Source organism: Streptomyces sp. NBC_01439, from assembly GCF_036227605.1.
Lineage (GTDB): Bacteria > Actinomycetota > Actinomycetes > Streptomycetales > Streptomycetaceae > Streptomyces.
On the sequence record NZ_CP109487.1, the window covers coordinates 7,226,903 to 7,243,893 of the forward strand.

The 16,991-nt window shown below is 71.5% G+C and carries 12 protein-coding genes; 6 read left to right on the forward strand and 6 right to left on the reverse strand.

The genetic code is table 11. The features are described 5' to 3' along the window. Positions 1-186: 186 nt before the first annotated feature. Together OG207_RS32910 and OG207_RS32915 are read right to left on the reverse strand one after the other, a co-directional pair. Positions 187-1,290 carry a phosphatase PAP2 family protein gene (locus OG207_RS32910; protein ID WP_329103564.1) on the reverse strand — a complete coding sequence of 368 codons (1,104 nt, stop codon included), beginning with the start codon at positions 1,288-1,290 and terminating at the stop codon, positions 187-189. Positions 1,291-1,532: 242 nt separating this feature from the next. Beyond that, positions 1,533-2,642, reverse strand: coding sequence for a glycosyltransferase family 39 protein (locus OG207_RS32915; RefSeq protein WP_329103566.1), 1,110 nt, complete (start codon positions 2,640-2,642; stop codon positions 1,533-1,535). 322 nt (positions 2,643-2,964) lie between these two features. On the opposite strand from OG207_RS32915, the gene OG207_RS32920 reads away from it, so the two are divergent. Next, on the forward strand, positions 2,965-4,608 hold the full coding sequence (locus OG207_RS32920) for an MFS transporter (protein ID WP_329103568.1): 1,644 nt from the start codon (positions 2,965-2,967) through the stop codon (positions 4,606-4,608). Positions 4,609-4,833: 225 nt separating this feature from the next. Next, a complete protein-coding gene (locus OG207_RS32925; protein ID WP_329103570.1) occupies positions 4,834-6,006 on the forward strand; it encodes an acyl-CoA dehydrogenase family protein in 1,173 nt (390 codons plus the stop codon). A gap of 21 nt (positions 6,007-6,027) precedes the next feature. Here the strand turns inward: OG207_RS32925 and OG207_RS32930 are convergent, their stop codons facing one another. Continuing rightward, the gene (locus OG207_RS32930) at positions 6,028-6,477 is read right to left on the reverse strand and encodes a cell division protein SepF (RefSeq protein WP_030012752.1); all 450 of its coding nucleotides are present in this window, start codon (positions 6,475-6,477) and stop codon (positions 6,028-6,030) included. Positions 6,478-6,761: 284 nt separating this feature from the next. Between OG207_RS32930 and OG207_RS32935 the strand changes: the two genes are divergently transcribed. From OG207_RS32935 to OG207_RS32950, 4 genes are all read left to right on the forward strand, one after another. Then, a complete protein-coding gene (locus OG207_RS32935; protein WP_329103573.1) occupies positions 6,762-8,093 on the forward strand; it encodes a DUF5685 family protein in 1,332 nt (443 codons plus the stop codon). 77 nt (positions 8,094-8,170) lie between these two features. Beyond that, positions 8,171-8,995 (forward strand): DUF1684 domain-containing protein, encoded by an 825-nt coding sequence (locus OG207_RS32940; protein ID WP_329103575.1) that lies wholly within the window; start codon positions 8,171-8,173, stop codon positions 8,993-8,995. Between the two features lie 135 nt (positions 8,996-9,130). Next, positions 9,131-10,015 (forward strand): S1 family peptidase, encoded by an 885-nt coding sequence (locus tag OG207_RS32945; protein WP_402697237.1) that lies wholly within the window; start codon positions 9,131-9,133, stop codon positions 10,013-10,015. A gap of 97 nt (positions 10,016-10,112) precedes the next feature. After that, entirely contained in the window at positions 10,113-10,592 is a 480-nt protein-coding gene (locus OG207_RS32950; protein ID WP_329103579.1) for a hypothetical protein, read from the forward strand. Positions 10,593-10,608: 16 nt separating this feature from the next. On the opposite strand, the gene OG207_RS32955 is transcribed toward OG207_RS32950, so the two are convergent. The 3 genes from OG207_RS32955 to OG207_RS32965 form a co-directional block, all read right to left on the reverse strand. After that, complete coding sequence (locus OG207_RS32955; RefSeq protein WP_329108077.1) at positions 10,609-11,505, reverse strand: DUF4231 domain-containing protein; 897 nt, start codon at positions 11,503-11,505, stop codon at positions 10,609-10,611. Positions 11,506-11,590: 85 nt separating this feature from the next. Then, positions 11,591-15,580, reverse strand: a complete 3,990-nt coding sequence (fxsT, locus tag OG207_RS32960) for an FxSxx-COOH system tetratricopeptide repeat protein (RefSeq protein WP_329103581.1) — start codon at positions 15,578-15,580, stop codon at positions 11,591-11,593. After that, positions 15,564-16,940, reverse strand: coding sequence for a TIR-like protein FxsC (locus OG207_RS32965; protein ID WP_329103583.1), 1,377 nt, complete (start codon positions 16,938-16,940; stop codon positions 15,564-15,566). Before OG207_RS32965 ends, fxsT begins: the two co-directional genes overlap by 17 nt. Positions 16,941-16,991: the final 51 nt, after the last annotated feature.

Here is a 16,991-nt window from a genome sequence, read left to right on the forward strand (position 1 = left end):
CCGGGCGTGTCGCGGACCGGTAAACAATTTGCGGCTGTTGATATTCTGTGACACAAGCGTGACCCGGGACGGACGAACGTCCGGGCGTGGCGCTGACGAACGGCGAAGGCGGGCCGGGTCCGAGGACCCGGCCCGCCTTCGTGTGTCGCGGGGAGAGGGGTGCGTACCGCCCCCGCGGTGGGACCGTCAGCCGCCGGCGACCGGACGGGCCGCGGCCCCCCGGGTGGTGGCCCGTTCGGTGTGCGCCGGGCGGCGGCTGCCGTTCGGCGTGGCCGGGGTCCGCTCGGAGCGGATCACGTGCGGGCGGCCGGCCGGGTGCGCGGCGGGCCGGGCGGTGGGGGAGTGCGCGGTGACGGTGGCCGGCGCGGCCGCGGTGGTCGTGACGGGCTGCGGGGCCGGCTCCTCAACGGTGGCGGTGGCAGTGGCAGCGGTGGTGGCGGCTTGCGCGGCGCTCCGCAACTGCCACTTGCCGCCCGCCGAGAGCAGCGGGGTGAGCACGGAGACGACCGGCGCGGGCATCCGTCCGGTCTCGGCGCGGCGGCGCAGCAGCTCGCGCACGTCGAAGACGTAGGCCTCGGTCCGGGCGATGAGCGGCTCGAACCAGGGGAGGGCCAGCATGATCAGCAGGCCCGCGGACCATCCGAGCAGGACGTCGCTGACCCAGTGGGTGCCGAGGTACACGGTGGTGGCGCCGACGCTCAGCGAGACGACCGCGGACACCACGGACAACACCCGGCGGGTGACCCCGGTGGAGGCCAGGTAGGCCAGGATCCCCCAGGTCACCACGGCGTTGGCGGTGTGACCGGAAGGGAATATATCGCCACCGGCGAAGAGTTCGGCGGATCCGATCTGCGTGGCGTAGTGCGGACCGAGCCGGCCGAGGCCGAGCTTGACGGACCCGACGGTGATGTTGAGCAGCAGCAGCGCCACGCCGAGGGTGATCAGCGGGCGGAGGGTGTGCTGCCGCCAGGAGCGCCAGCCGAGCCAGGCGGCGACCATGACCGCGGTGGGTCCGCGCTGGCCCAGGACGACCAGGTAGTCGAGGAAGGCGTGCAGCTGCGGCCACTGCTCGTAGGGCCGGAAGAACATGATCTGCCAGTCCAGGCGGACCAGCCAAGAAGTGGTCAGGACCGCGACCACGATTGCGAGATAGAAGGCGAGGGTCGATCCCAGGAGTACGACGCGGTGCCGGCTCATCTGCGGGGTTTGCAGATGAGCCGGTCGCTCTGGTTCCCGGTCCAGCCGGGCGAACACCCGCTCCAGACGGGTCAGGATTTGGTCGGTACGCACTCAATCGACGTTACCGCCCGTCGATGGTCGGCCCGGGCGAATCGCGGGCTTTGTGATGACCATGTGATGTGGAGTTGGTCTCATGCGGGGCTTAATTCCCGCTATTTCGACAGTGGTTGGTCGTCCCTTGATCCACGGTCTCGGGGAATTGTTTCGCCCGATTATCCGGACTTTATTGCCGAGAAGGTCATTTCTTTTGCTGAAAGATGGATCGGAATGACTCATTCCGTGACATGGGGGGCCTACGGGGGACCCGAGCCGTTCAGCCAGAACGCCCCGTAGACCGCCGAGATCAGGGCCAGCGCACCCACCACCGAGGCCGCCCGCCCGGTCCGCCACCGTGCCAGCGCCACCGCCGGCGGCAGCAGCAGCGGGAAGGCGGGCAGCAACAGCCGGGGCTTGGAACCGAAGTACCCGGACGCGCACAGCGCCAGCGCCACGACGATCCCGCAGTACACGAGCAGCGGCACCGGCTGCCGCTGCTGGACGCACTTCCCGTACAGCCAGAGCACCAGCACGACCCCCGCGATCAGCCCCACCCCGGCGAGGAACGCGGACGAGGCCAGCTTCGTTCCGATGAACCCCGCGAACGCCCAGCCGCCGTCGAAACCGTTGCCCCAGCCGCCCTGCACGTCCAGGTAGCCCAGCAGCCCGCCCCCGGTGCGCGCGCCGACCCACAGCACGTACGCCGCCGCACCCATCGGAGCCAGCAGCGCCCCCGCGACCGTCCGCCAGGACCGCTCCCCGCGCCGCCAGGCCATCGCCGCGGCCACCCACACCGCCGCGACCACAGCCGCCCCGACCGGGCGGGTCAGTCCGGCGCCGGCCGCGAGCAGTCCCGCCGTCAGCCACCGTCCGCGCAGGGCCCCGTACAGCGCCCAGGCGGCCAGGGCCGTGAACAGCGACTCGCTGTACGCCATGGACTGCACGATCGCGACCGGCAGCGCCGCCCAGACCGCGACCGCGAACACCCCGGCCCGACGGCCGTGGACCAGCTCGGCCACCGCGAAGATCCCCCAGGCCGCGGCGAGCCCCGCGACCACCGACACCACCAGACCCGCAGAGCCGTACGAGAGCCCGGTCACGGCCGACACCGCCCGTTCCAGCCACGGCAGCAGCGGGAAGAAGGCCAGGTTCGAGTGGACGTCCCCGTTCGGGAGGAGCACCTCGTACCCGTACCCCTCCGCGGCGATGCGGGCGTACCAGAGCGAGTCCCAGCGGGCCGACAACAGCGTGTGCGGGCTACTGCCGACCGCCGCGCCCCATGCCGCGAGCACGGTCAGCCCGAGCAGCCGCACCGCCGCGAAGACGGCCAGTGCGGGCACGGCCCGTCGCAATCCAAGATCTTCCACAGGCATGATTATCGGTGGCGGCGGTCATACGCCCCTCAAGGGCCGGAGCCGGGGCCGGAAGCGCGGCAACGGAGAAACCACGCGTCGTGAGCGTGCGTGTACACGGGGGAAGGATGGCGGCGGAGGGAGTGGCACACGCCACACGGGGGCCGCCGCCGGGATGAGAGCTTGACCACGTGTCGGGCAGACGAACTCGCGTACGCTGACCGTTCACTCGCGTGTCGATGCCGGACCCCGTTGGACGCCGCACAGCGCACCACCCCCCGTGGCTCCACAAGACGCTGGTCCGCCGAGCCCGAGGGATCACCTGGGAGGTACATGCATGTCGGGGACGAACGCGGCCGGGGTCCGGACCCCTTCCCCCTGGCAGCGGCTGGGCGCCGCCTCCGGTGGGACCAACCGCTGGGTCGTCCTGTCGGTGCTCTGCGTCAGCCTGGTCCTCGTCGCGCTCGACGCGACGATCCTGCACGTCGCCGTCCCCTCCGTCACCGAGGACCTGCGCCCCGGCTCGATCGAGCTCCTGTGGATCGTCGACGCGTACCCACTGGTCTGCGCCTCGCTGCTCATCCTCTTCGGCACCCTCGGTGACCGGGTCGGCCGTCGTCGCATCCTGCTCCTCGGCTACGGACTCTTCGGAGTGGCCTCCGCGATAGCGGCCCTCGCCGACAACGCCCAGGTCCTCATCGCCGCGCGCGCCCTGCTCGGCATCGGCGGCGCGATGATCATGCCCGCCACCCTGTCGATCCTGCGGCAGGTCTTCCCCGACCGGCGCGAGCGGGCGCTCGCCATCGGCATCTGGACCGCCGTCGCCGCCATCGGCGCGGCCAGCGGACCGGTGCTCGGCGGCTTCCTCATCGAGCACTTCTGGTGGGGCTCGGTCTTCCTCATCAACATCCCGCTGATGGCACTGATCCTGCCGCTCGGCCGCTGGCTGCTGCCGGAGTCCCGCGGCTCCGCCGACGGGCCCTGGGACGTCCTCGGCGCGCTGATGGCCGCCGCCGGTGTACTCGGCACGGTGCTCGGGATCAAGCGGCTGGGCGCCGAACGCCGGCTCCTGGACGCCGAGGCGCTGCTCCCGCTGCTGATCGGCGTGGTGCTGCTCGTGTTCTTCGTGCGGCGCCAGAAGCGGCGCGAGCACCCGCTGATCGACATGCGGATGTTCTCGCGGGCCGCCTTCTCCACCTCCGTCGCCTGCATCGTCCTCGCCATGCTGGCCCTGGTCGGCCTGGAGCTGATCGCCGTCCAGTACCTCCAGCTGGTGCTGCACCTCAGCCCGCTGGAGACCGGTCTGCGACTGCTGCCGCTGACCTTCGCCGCCATGGCCGCGGGCGCCACCGGCTCGTACACCCTGGCCCGGGTCGGGCCGCGCACGATGGTGTCGCTGGGCTTCGTCCTGACCGGCTGCGCCGTGCTGCTGCTGATGCTCATGGGCCAGCAGGACCGGCCGCTGCTGCTGACCGTCGGCTTCATCCTGCTCGGCTTCGGGCTGCAGACCACGCTGTTCGCCGCGTACGAGTCGATGCTGAGCGAGGCCCCGGCGGCCACCGCGGGCGGTGCGGCCTCGATCGGCGAGACCTCGTACCAGCTGGGCGCGGGCATCGGCATCGCGCTGTTGGGCAGCGTGATGAACGCGGCGTACCGGCCGGGGCTCATGGACGTGCCGGGGGTGTCAGTGGCGGATTCGGCGAGGGCGGCGAATTCTCTGGGCGAGGCCTACCAGATCGCCGCGCACCTCGGGGGGCCGGCGGGGGCGTCGCTCCATGCGGCGGCGCGGCAGTCGTTCGTGCACGGCCTGCACGTGACGCTGCTGGTGAGCGCGGTGCTGTTGTTCGCGGGCGCGGTGATGGCGCTGAAGCTGCCGCGGGCGATGGAATGCGGGGCGGCGGAGGAGGAAGCGGCGGAGGTGCGGTTGCCCGCGCAGGTGAAGGGGGAGGCGCGGCCGACCCCGGTCGAGCAGGCGGGCTGACGCCGTCCGGTGTTTCCGGGTGCGCCTTGCCGGGTGCGCCGCCGTTGCCGGGGGGCGCTACCCCCGGACCCCCGCGCCTCAAACTCCCCCAGCTACCGCTGGGAGGGACCCCGAGGGGGCCGGGTTGGTGCGGCGGGGGCTGGATTTGCCCGGCCGGGGCGCATAGCTTCGGGCGAGCGCAAAACTTGCGTTGCTAGGTTCTGTCTCAGGCCGCCGGGAGGCCCAGTGTCCGCGTTCCTGCCCCATGATCCGCTCGGGCTCGATGAGCTCCTCGGGCCCGAGGACCTCGCCGTTCGGGACACCGTCCGCGCCTGGGCCGCCGACCGGGTGCTGCCGAACATCGCGCAGTGGTACGAGAGCGGCGAGCTGCCCGGCATCCGCGAGCTGGCCCGGGAGCTCGGTGGCATCGGAGCGCTCGGGATGTCCCTCCAGGGCTACGGGTGTGCCGGCGCCAGCGCCGTGCAGTACGGGCTCGCCTGCCTGGAGCTGGAGGCCGCCGACTCCGGGATCCGCTCGCTCGTGTCGGTGCAGGGGTCGCTCGCCATGTACGCGATCTGGAAGTACGGCTCCGAGGAGCAGAAGCAGCGCTGGCTGCCCGGCATGGCCGCGGGCGAGCTGATCGGCTGCTTCGGGCTGACCGAGCCCGACGTGGGTTCGGACCCGGCGGCGATGAAGACCCATGCCAAGCGCGACGGCACCGACTGGGTGCTGAACGGCCGCAAGATGTGGATCACCAACGGTTCCGTCGCGGCGGTCGCCGTGGTGTGGGCGCAGACCGACGAGGGGATCCGCGGTTTCGCGGTGCCCACCGACACGCCCGGGTTCTCCGCGCCGGAGATCAAGCACAAGTGGTCGCTGCGGGCCAGCGTCACGAGCGAGCTGGTGATGGACGACGTACGACTGCCCGCCGACGCGGTGCTGCCGCTGGTCACCGGCCTCAAGGGGCCGCTCGGCTGCCTCAGCCACGCGCGTTACGGGATCATCTGGGGATCCATGGGCGCGGCGCGGGCCAGTTTCGAGTCCGCGCTCGACTACGCGAGGACGCGGGAGCAGTTCGGCAAGCCGATCGGCGGTTTCCAGCTCACCCAGGCCAAGCTCGCGGACATGGCCCTGGAGCTCCACAAGGGCATCCTGCTCGCCCACCACCTGGGCCGGCGCATGGACGCGGGCACCCTGCGGCCGGAGCAGATCAGCTTCGGCAAGCTCAACAACGTCCGCGAGGCCATCGAGATCTGTCGCACCGCGCGGACCATCCTCGGCGCCAACGGGATCTCCCTCGAGTACCCCGTCATGCGGCACGCCACCAACCTCGAATCGGTGCTCACCTACGAGGGCACCGTCGAGATGCACCAGCTGGTGCTGGGCAAGGCACTCACCGGTCTGGACGCCTTCCGGTGAGGATCGCCCCCGCCCCCGGGCTCAGCTCTGGTTGAAGAAGTCGCGCGAGCGGCCGCCCGCTTCGCCGCTGACGATCTGGGTGTCGGCCGGGGTCAGGAGGAAGACCCTGGTCGCCACCCGCTCGATCGAACCGCGCAGCCCGAAGGTCAGTCCGGCCGCGAAGTCGACGACGCGCTTCGCGTCACCCGGGTCCATCGACGACAGGTTGACGATCACCGGGACTCCGTCGCGGAACAGCTCGCCGATGCCCCGCGCGTCACGGAAACCGTCCGGGGTGACCGTCGCGATGCGACGGCCGTGCTCCACGGCCGACTCGGAGGCCACCCGCACCCGGGGGTCGGTGACCCACTGCTCGCCGGGGCCGGCCACCGAACCCTGGGCGGCCTCCGCGTAGTCGTCGTCGTAGTAGCGATCGTCGTCGCTGTCCTCCACGAGACCCAGCCAGGCACTCGCCTTGCGCACCGAACCCATGGACTGCCTCCTTTCACCGCGGTCAGTCTGTCTTCTCTCCGCTGCCCCTATGCTCGTCCATGATGCTGACAACGCGCCAAGTGGATAGCCGCCGCGCACGGGTTTCGTGACGGTACTGGTGCAGAACATCCGTTGCACGGTCAAGGATCCTGGTCACTACCACTGCTGACTGAGTGAAAATACGACTGCTGCGGCCTTACGGGTGAGCGACGCGGACGTACGGGTGAAACGAGCGGGTCGATACGATGCCCGGCAAGCACGCGTACGACACACGGGGGAGCAGCTTGTTCGGCATAGTGAGACCTTGCACGCACCGGCTTGGAGAACGGTTCAAGGCGGAGTGGATGGCCCATCTGTGCGGGCTCTGCCTGGCACTTCGGGGAGATCACGGACAGTTCGCCAGGATCGTGACGAACTATGACGGGCTGCTCGTTTCCGTTCTGACGGAGGCTCAGTCGGGCACCGCGCCCGAGGGCCGGCGCACTGCGGGGCCCTGCCCGCTGCGCGGGATGCGCACCGCCTCGGTGGCCCAGGGCGAGGGGGCGCGGCTCGCCGCCGCCGTCTCGCTGGTGCTCGCCTCCGCCAAGGTGCGCGACCACGTGGCGGACCGGGACGGGCTGTTGGCCCGTGCTCCCATAGCCGCCGCCGCGCGCAAGGTGGCCCGCGGCTGGGACCGGGCCGGAGCCCGCACCGGGGCCTCGCTCGGCTTCGACACCGCCGTGCTCGTCGACGCCGTGGACCGGCAGGCGGGCATCGAGACGCTCGCGGGCCCCGGCACTCCCGTGCTCGTGGTGACCGAGCCGACGGAGACCGCGACGGCCGCCGCTTTCGCGCATACCGCGCAGCTGGCCGGACGTCCAGGTAACGCCGCCGCGCTGGCCGAGGCCGGCCGGTACTTCGGGCGGCTCGCGCACCTGCTGGACGCGGTGGAGGACCAGGGCGCCGACGCCGTCGCGGGCGCCTGGAACCCGCTCACCGCCACCGGGACCTCGCTCACCGAGGCCCGCAGGCTCTGCGACGACGCCCTCCACGGCATCAAGCTCGCGCTGCGCGAGGTCGAGTTCACGGACGCGGGGCTCGCCCACCGGCTGCTCGTGCACGAGCTGCGCACCTCGGTGGACCGGGCCTTCGGCACCGGCAGTTGCGGCCACACGGCAACGGCCTCCGCCGGACAGGGCGGCAACCCGTACGCGGGCCAGCCGTACGGTGGCCAGGGCCAGGGCCAGAACCCGTACGGCGGGGCTTCGTACGGTGGAGCTCCGTACGGTGGAGCTCCGTACGGTGGGGGAGCGGGCGGCCCCGGGATGCCGCCGACGGGCCCGGGCGGATTCGGTGGCGCGCCGCCCCCGCAGCGGCCGCGCCGCGGACTGCTCGCGGGCTGCGCGGTGGCCATCGGGCTGTTCTGCACCTGCCAGCTGTGCTGCACCGATTACGAGGGGCCGTGGTCCCGGAAGAAGCGGGACGCGTGGTGCAACGCCTGCGACTGCTGCAACTGTTGCAACGGCACCAACCATTCCGGCAGCGGGAGCGGGGGGAGCGGCGGCGGTGGTGGCGGCGGTGGTGGCGGTGGTGGCGACGGCTGCTGCAGCTGTGACTGCTGCGGCTGCGACTGCTGAGGCCCTTTCAGATTTCACAGGTCCGGACGGCGTACGGGGGGATTCCCGTCCGGACCGGTGTGGAAGGGGTGAGCGGGATGAGCGACGACGCAGACGACCCGCACGCCGCGCGGCGGGAACGGCACGAGCGCAGGGCGGCGGCCGTGTCCGCACCCTGCGGCCCCCTTGCGCTGACCGGAACCCCCCGGCTCGCCGACCACCCGGAAGGTCGAATTCCGGCCGTTCCGGGGCAGTGGCGCCGGACGGAGGGCGGCGGTGCACCGACCGCCACCGCCGGGGACTCCTTGAGCCTCGACGGCGAGCCCTTCGCCGGTGACGTCGTACCGACCGCCGACGAGACCCCGCCCGCGCCCTCCCGGCTCTCCGTCGGGGAGCTCCGGATCGCGATGATCCGACGCGAGGGGGAGCGGGGCGTCCGCGTCCACGACCCCGACTCCCGGGCCCGCCGGGCCCGCGCCGGCGACGGAGCCACCCCCTACGACCCCGCCTTCGTACGGCCGGGGCGATTTCGGCCGTACGCCGAGGACCGGAGCGTCCAGGCGGAGAACACCGACGGGCGGGCGCGCGGCCTCGACCCCGGCGGAGAGCCGGTCTTCTCCTTCGGGGGAGCCGGCCGCACCCTCCAGGTCGCCGTCGACGCCGACGGCGACAGCCTCTGGACCGGCTTCGGCGACGCCACCGGCGGGCGCCCCGGCCCCCGCCCCCGCCCCCGTTTCCCGAAGCCCGGCATACCCGACGCGCGGGGCGCGATCGCGGTGGACTCCCACCACTCCGCGCTGCCTCACTGCGCCTTCGCGGACCGCTTCACCTGCCGTTTCCCGCCGCCCGGAAACACGCTTCCCTTCGAGGCGGCGGCGGCGGGCGGGCGGAGGCTGAAAGCCGCTCTTGCTACCGGTATCTGACGACAGGACACTCCCGACAGCGCTTGTCAGGGACACGGCCAAAGTTTATGCGCCCGCCGTGCCCCCGGCTGCGCCTCACGGGCTCTGGCACCCCCACAACCGTCGGGCCCCCGAACCTCTCCAGGAGGACGAGAAGTGAGGATCAAGCGCATGACCCGTACCAGGCTGCTCGCGGCGGCCACCGGCCTGGCTGCCGCCGCAGCGCTCGCCGTCCCCACGGCCGCGAGCGCGGACCCGCGGGACGGCGGATTCAGCGCCGACCAGCTCGCCTCGGCCGGCGCATCCGTCCTGCGCGCCGACGTGGCGGGCACTGCCTGGCACACCGACCCCGCCACCGGAACCCTCGTGGTCTCCGCCGACTCCACGGTTCCCGAAGCCGGTATCGCGAGAATCAAGCGCGAGGCCGGAGCCGACGTCGGAGCACTGCGCATCGAACGCATCCCCGGCAAGCTCACCAAACTGGTCTCCGGCGGCGACGCCATCTACGCCACGAGCTGGCGCTGTTCGCTGGGCTTCAACGTGCGCAGCGGCAGCAACTACTACGCCCTGACCGCCGGCCACTGCACCGACGGCGCGGGTACCTGGTGGAGCAACTCCGCCCGCACCACCGTCGTGGGCTCCACGGTCGGCTCCAGCTTCCCGACCAACGACTACGGCCTCATCAAGTACGCCAGCAACACGCCGGTGCCCCCCGGCACCGTCGGCAGCCAGGACATCACCAGCGCCGTGAACGCCACGGTCAACATGTCGGTGACCAGGCGCGGGTCCACCACCGGTATCCACAGCGGCCGGGTCACCGGGCTCAACGCCACCGTCAACTACGGCGGCGGCGACATCGTCTACGGCATGATCCGCACCAACGTGTGCGCCGAACCCGGCGACAGCGGCGGCCCGCTCTACTCGGGCGCCCGTGCCGTCGGCCTCACCTCCGGCGGCAGCGGCAACTGCTCCTCGGGCGGGACGACCTTCTTCCAGCCCGTGGTCGAAGCCCTCAACGCCTATGGGGTCAGCGTCTACTGACGATGACTCACGCGCCCCCGCCGCACCCCTGGACGTCCTCCCGCCTTCTGGGAGGATGTTCGGGGCGGCCGTGTCCACGGGGGAGGCTGGTTTCTGCATGAAACGCATCGGCGTGACCGGACACCGAGCCATTCCCGACTCGGTGCTCGGCCATGTGGAGGACGGGCTGCGGGCCGTCCTGGGCGACCACGAAGGACCGTTGGAGGCCTTCTCCAGCCTCGCCGAGGGAGCGGACCAGCTGTTCGCGGCCATCGCCCTCGAGAACGGCGCCGACCTCACGGTGGTGATCCCCAGCGGGGACTACGAGGACGCCTTCGAGGGTGCCGAGGCCCTCGCCCGCTACCGGGGCCTGAAGAACCGGGCCACCCAGGAGGTCCGAATGGACTTCGCCCGCTCCACGGACGAGGCCTACTACGCCGCCGGCACCTACATAGCCGACTCCTGCGACCGGATCGTCGCCGTCTGGGACGGACAGCCCGCCCGCGGCCACGGCGGCACCGCCGAGATCGTCGCCTACGCGCGGGCGCTCGGCAAACCGGTCACCGTCATCTGGCGCGAGGGCGTGACCCGGGACTGAGCCACGCCCCCCGTCCTCAACTGCTGTGCCGGGCCAGCCAGTCCGTGTGCTGCGGAGACACGTACCGCTCCGTCTCGTACACCGACGAAGGCCACTGCGACTCGGTGATGGTCGTCTGCATCACGACCATCATCGCCGCCAGGTCCTGCTCGATCAGCGTGTGCGCCTCGATCAGCGGATGGTGGCGCCGCACCTCATTCCAGGCGATCCCGGCCGCCGCCGCCGCGCTCAGCAGCGCGGTCAGCCTCGGCCCCGGACCCGAACCGAACGACCCCAGCAGCGCGAACAGCAGTGCCAGACAGGTCAGCAGCACGATCGTCCACGACCACAGGTTCGTCGCCCGCCGGGACACCTCCGTCCGCCGTCGGTACCAGTTGCGCTGCTCGATCAGCCGGTCCCGGACGTACGTCTCGCGCCGCGCCTGGTAGTCCATCCCGCGCAGCCGCTGCATCGCGCCGGTGATCTCCCCGCCCTCCGGCACCGTCCCGGCGGCCCGCGGATCCTCCCAGCCCATCTTCCGCAGCTCGGCCAGACCCGCCTCCAACCGGGTCCGGTACGTCGCCTCGGGCGTGGCGACCTCACTGCCGAACGGCGCCCCGTGCACCGCGTACCGCCAGGCCAGGGACTTGATGAACTCCGCCGCACTGCGGTTGAGCTGCCACTGCGGGCGGGCCCGGCGCCGCGTCGCCCGCATCCCCACCCCCAGCACCCCCACGTACGAGAGCACGCTCAACAGCCCGAAGAGGTACATCGAGCCCAGCTTCGGCCCGGCGGGCAGCGCGGCGGCCGCCGCGGCCGCGACCAGCAGCAACAACTGGGCGCGGGTGGCCTGGGTCGATTCCCGCTGCCGGGAGATCGCCGCCTGGTCGGTGTGGTGGAAGAGGGCCGGCAGGTCCTCGCTTCGAAAGGTCATGCTGTCGGTCACAGCGCCCCCCTACTGTCGGGTGGCGGCCGGCGGGGGCCCCGCGGTCGCGGAGCCCCCGCCGCCCGCCGTCGGATCAGACGGCGAGAGGCTCCAGGTCGCGGTGGACCCGCCGCTCGTCGCGCGCGTACCGGGTCAGGCTGTGGTCCTCGCCGAGCAGCCGGGTCAGCTCGGACACCGCCTCCGCCCGCAACCGGGCCGCCTCCTCCTTGCGGCCCATCGAGTCCAGGCTGACCGCCATGTTGGAACTGCTCGCCAGGGTCTCGGGATGGTGCGCCCCGAGCGCTTCGCGCAGCCGCATCACCGCGAGCCGCTCCAACTCCAGAGCGCCTTCCGGATCGCCCAGGTCGGCCCTCGTGTTGGCGAGGTTGAGGTGGGCGAACACGGTGTGCGGGTGGTTGTCGCCGAGCACGTCCCGCATCCCCCGGATCGTCTGGCGCAGCATCGCCTCCGCCGTCTCCGCGGAGCCCGTGCCCCAGTGGAAGACCGCCAGGTTGTTCACGGCCGCCAAGGTGTACGGGTGCCGCTCGCCCGGCACCTTCATGTACTCGTCCACCACCTCCTGCGCCAGGTCCCGCGCCCCGCCCGGATCCCCGGTCGCGAACAGGTCCGAGGCCAGGTTGAGCTCGCAGGACAGCAGGTCCGGGTTGACGGAGGTGTACTTGGCCCGGTAGCGGGCCCGGGTGGCCGTGGTCAGCCGCAGGGCGTCCTCCAGCTGGCCGGCCCGGCGCAGCGACACCGCCAGGTTCTTCGCCGCCGACAGGGTGCCGGGGAACGCCCGTCCCAGCGTCCGCTTGTAGGTGTCGTACGTCCGGCTCAGCAGCTGCACCGAATCCTCGTACCGGCCCACCTCGCGCAGGTCGCGGGCCAGGTTCTGCGCCGATGACAGGGTGTACGGGTGCTCCGGCCCCAGCACCTCCGTGCGCAGGTCGTGCACCTCCTGGTCGATCTCACGCGCCCTGGTGTACTGACCCACGAGCCGCAGGTTCAGCGCCAGGTTGTTCGCGGCGGCCAGCGTGCGCGGGTGCGCCTCGTGGAAGATCTGGCTGAAGCCCTCGTGCGCGTCGGTCGCCAGCTCCATCGCCTGCCCGTAATGACCCAGTGCGCCCAGCGTGTTGGCCAGACCGCTCATCGTCATGTACGTGTGCGGGTGCGAGGGGCCGAGCACCGCCTTCTGCCGCTCCAACGTGACCTCGTCCAGCTCCTTGGCCTCCACGAACCGGCCCTGCGAGCGCAAGATGTTCGACAGGTGGAAGCGCAGGTACAGGTACTGCAGGTCGTTGTTGCCCAGCATCTCCTTCCACGCCTCGCGCAGTTCCTCGCCGAGGGCGTACGCGGCCTTGAAGTCGCCGCGCTTCCACAGGTAGCGCACCCGGTCGATCAGGAGCCTGCGCGTCTCCGGTTCCTTGCAGTACCGGGCCTCCGACGGGGTCAGGTGCGACCAGATGGTGTTGAACCGCGGCCACGTCTCCGGATTGTCGATCGGCTCGTCGTCGTCCGGCCTGGCCCCCGCCAGGATCCGGTGGACCGCGTGCCGCGCCTCGCGCTGCTCCTCCTCGCTCAGCTGGGCCCGGATCACCGCCTGGACCAGCCGGTGCACCTGGATGCTGTTGCTGACCTGGTCCACCTTGGCCAGCGCGAACCGGCCGATCTCCCGGATCACCCGGCCCAGCACCAGCTTCTCCTGCAGCGAGGAGTCGTAGGGCTTGAGGGCGTCGATCATCTCCTTGCTGTAGAGCAGGTTCGCGGAGATCGGCTCGGGCGCGAGGAAGGCACAGAGCTGGAGCAGCCGGACGGCCGCCGGGGACCGGGACTGCAGCCGCTCGATGGAGATGTTCCAAGTGGCGGCCACCGGCTCCGGGTAACCGGGCGGCTGGTTCAGGGCGAGCACGCGGGCGGCCTGCTGCGCCAGCTGCTCGATGTACGCGGATACCGGCGTCGCCGTCTCCGCGATCCACGCCCCCGCCTGCTCGACGGCCAGCGGCAGGTCGCCTACTGCGACCGCCACCTGCTCGGCGTCGTCCTTGCTGAGCCCGGGGGCCCGGCGCTGGAGGTGCTCGATGGACTCCTCCCGCAGGAACACGTCCACCGGCAGCGCGTCACCGTACTGCGACCAGGACTGGTTGCGGGAGGTCACCAGGACGTGGCCCGGCCCGCCCGGCGGGAAGAACCGCTTGAGCGTCTCGGGATCGTCCGCGTTGTCGAAGACCAGCAGCCAGCGGGAGGAAGGAACCCCGCGCCGCAGCAGGTCGATCGCCTCCTGCGAGGCGGCCGCCATGTCCTCGCCGGTCTGCGCGCCCAGCCGCACCGCCAGCTCCGCGAGGGCCGCGACCACGTCGTCGGTCTGCTCCGAGGAGATCCACCACACCAGGTCGTAGTCGGCCATGAACCGGTGCACGTACTCCAGTGCCACCTGGGTCTTGCCGACGCCGCCGAGCCCGAACAGGGTCTGCGGCTGCGGCAGCACCACGGCCATGCCCCCGCCGAGCTGGTCGCGCATCCGCTCAAGCACGATGCTGCGCCCGGTGAACCCCGGGTTGCGGGGCGGCGCGTTCCAGATCTTCGGGACGGTCCCAGGGAAGCGGGGACCGGGCTGCGAGGCACTGTTGACGCTGTCCGGCAGGGCCATGGGCCGCTCCACCGCACGCAGCAGGGCGGTCGTCGCGTGCACCTCGTCGAGCCGGAAGAGGTCCACCGGATTGCGGTCGATGTACGGCGTGGAGAGCCGTACGTCACCCACCCTCAGCGGGACCAGCTGGCGCCGGCCCCCGGTCGGGTCCTCGGCGGCCGCGCGCTCCCACACGTCCACGGCCCGGGCCGACTTCAGGTAGGCGCTGGAGAGCAGCACCACGGTCCGGGCGGCCGTGTCGATGCTGATGCCCGCACCCCCCAGGGTGTCCCCGGCGACCGCTCCCGGTGCCCGCTCGGCCGAGACGTCCTTCGGCACGACCCGGAAACCGGCCCGGGTGAGCACCGACTCGATCCAGTCGGCCCACATCCGGTTCTCGGCGACGTAGGACAGGAACAGGTCGGCGGGCAGTGCCGGGCGGCGCCGGGTGAAGGCGTCCCGGATGCGCAACCGGACCTCCTCGCCGATGACCGGCATGGAGGTGATCTGGCCCTCGGTGACCACAGCGGTGAGCCGTTCGAACGCGGAGAGCAAGGAGTTGGTGAGCCCGGCCTCGTCGCCGAAGGTGGCCAGGGTCTCCTCGTAGGCGTAGTAGGGGCGGTACGGGATCTCCACCGCACCCCAGTAGGAGGTGAGCTCGTCCCCGACCAGGCCGTTCGGGAAGCGGTCGAACTTAATCCGGGCCAGCGCCCGGCCGGCGTCGGCCTTCTCCTTCTCGCCCTCGTCGATGCGCATCGGGACCGGGTAGATCTTGATGCCGCGGTCGTTGAACCGCTCGTCGATCTGGCGGGCGACGGACGCGGCGCCGTCGATGGACTGGTCGGACAGGGTGAAGCAGTCGACGAGGACGTCCGGGAGGTGGACGGTGCAGATGTCGGCGATGTCGGACAGTCCGGTGCGGCTGTCGATCAGGACGTAGTCGTAGTTCCGCTTCATGTCGGCGCGCAAGGCGTCGAAGAAGAGCCCGCCGCCGAGCCGGTCGTAGAAGTTGTCCCAGTCGAAGGTGGAAACGGTCGCCGAGTACTCGCGGTTCTGCCGGCCCGCCGAGACGAAGTCCAGGGTGCCGCCGTCCGGGAACTCCCAGCCGTGGGTCTCCGGGGTGAGCGAGACGGCGTGCGGCTGTATCCGCGCGTAGTCCTTGTGCCAGTCGTCGGGCCGCTGCACCGGACTGGTCGCGGCCCACGCGTACTCGCTGATCAGGTCGATGACCCCGGTGGTGGCCCCCAGCGTGGAGGGGTCCAGGAAGGGGTGGAAGAAGCGGTGCAGGCCGGGCGCCTCCAGGTCCCAGTCCACGGCGAGGACCCGCTTGCCGTTGGCCGCCAGGATCCAGGCGGTGTTGGCCAGCGCCATGGTGCGCCCCGTGCCGCCCTTGTACGAATAGAAGGTGACGATGCGTCCGTCACGGCTGTCGCTGCTGCTGTCACTGCTCGCTGTCATCCGCGTCCCCCCGGTCGGTGTCGTTGTCGTCGTTGTCGTGGAGGCCGGCCCCCGCCGGCCCGGTCCGGCGCCGGTCGGAGTCGGGCGGGAAGGGGACGCGGGGCGATGGCGGCCCCGGCGGCCCGTTCATCCCCATCGGCCCCAGCAACCGGGGCCGATCGATGGAGGTGTCCCCCTTCGGCGGATACGGCTGCGCGTGTCTGAGGAACTGCTGGGCGGCCGCCTCGACCACCTGCGGCAGGATCTGGCCGAGGGTCTCCACGTTGGCCACGCCGTTCGCGGCGGCCCGGCAGGCGGCCCGGCCCTGGCCCATCGTCTTGGGCATGGTGGTCTCCAGCCGGTCGGCCAGCTCGTTCTCCTTCGACCGGCTCTGGTGGTCGTACCGGTTCCACGGCACGACCACGTTGACCCACGGCCGCGGCTCCCGGTCGAAGGCGGCCAGGCGCCGGCGCCGCTGCTCGTCCTCCACGGCCCACCGGTCGACGATCAGGATCTCCGGCCGGGTCGGCAACTGCTTGCTGTCGAGGTGTCCGGCCTCGTCGTCGAAGGAGGACATGGTGGTCTGGTAGTTGAGGTTCTTGACCAGGTCCTCGGCGACGTAGGCGATCGGCCGCTGGGCGACCGGATGGTACGGGTTCCACTCCAGGGCGGTGTCCCCGTAGTACTCGGGGGTGCGGCCCTCGGGCAGGTCGTGCCGGGAGGCGGCGGCCACGGTCACGTGCAGGGTGCGGGCCGGGCTGCCGCTGGAGCCGAAGGCGCTCGGTACGTTGCGGTAGTCCAGCGGGCGGATGGGGTCCAGGTGGGCGGTCTCGGCGACCTGGACGATGCGCCGGGCGAGCTCGTACACGGCCTGCTCGTACTGGTCGGCGTAGCCGCGCAGTTTGATCAGCCCGTACAGGCCGTCGGTGACGTAGCGCTCGCCGAAGGTGTTGTGGTTGAACTGCAACCGCTCGGCCGGGCCCGGGAGTTGCTCCGGTGGCACCGGCACCCATAACGCGGGCACGATGGCCTCGGCCTGTTTGTTGCTCATCGCGCCGTGCTGGACGGCCCGCTGCGCGAAGGCGAACCACTCCTTCCCGCACATCTCGCTGGCGAAGTACCGCGGCGAGAACAGGGGGACGAAGACCCGGCAGTTGGCGAGTGCCCGGGCGAGCCGTTCGGACCAGCCCTCGCCGCTGCGTATCTCCCGGTCCATGAACCCGACGTCGTACCCGGCGCGCAGGTCCGTCAGCGCCATCACGTGCCCGCAGAGATCACGGAAAAGGCGCTCGACCCACATGTCCGGGTCGGGGCCCCCGGCCCCGAACCTCGGTGTATGTGCGTAACTGAGAAAAAAGTACGGCTCCCCTGATGCGGGCACACGACCCCCGTCCCGAAGATGCGAAGCGAAGAAACATCATTCCGGAGCTGC

Excerpts from the sequence above, each read along its gene's own strand:
- OG207_RS32920 (WP_329103568.1), top strand. The coding sequence starts at position 2,965 with ATGTCGGGGACGAACGCGGCCGGGGTCCGGACCCCTTCCCCCTGGCAG.
- OG207_RS32930 (WP_030012752.1), bottom strand. The coding sequence starts at position 6,477 with ATGGGTTCGGTGCGCAAGGCGAGTGCCTGGCTGGGTCTCGTGGAGGAC.
- OG207_RS32940 (WP_329103575.1), top strand. The coding sequence starts at position 8,171 with ATGAGCGACGACGCAGACGACCCGCACGCCGCGCGGCGGGAACGGCAC.
- OG207_RS32950 (WP_329103579.1), top strand. The coding sequence starts at position 10,113 with ATGAAACGCATCGGCGTGACCGGACACCGAGCCATTCCCGACTCGGTG.
- OG207_RS32955 (WP_329108077.1), bottom strand. The coding sequence starts at position 11,505 with ATGACCTTTCGAAGCGAGGACCTGCCGGCCCTCTTCCACCACACCGAC.
- fxsT (WP_329103581.1), bottom strand. The coding sequence starts at position 15,580 with ATGACAGCGAGCAGTGACAGCAGCAGCGACAGCCGTGACGGACGCATC.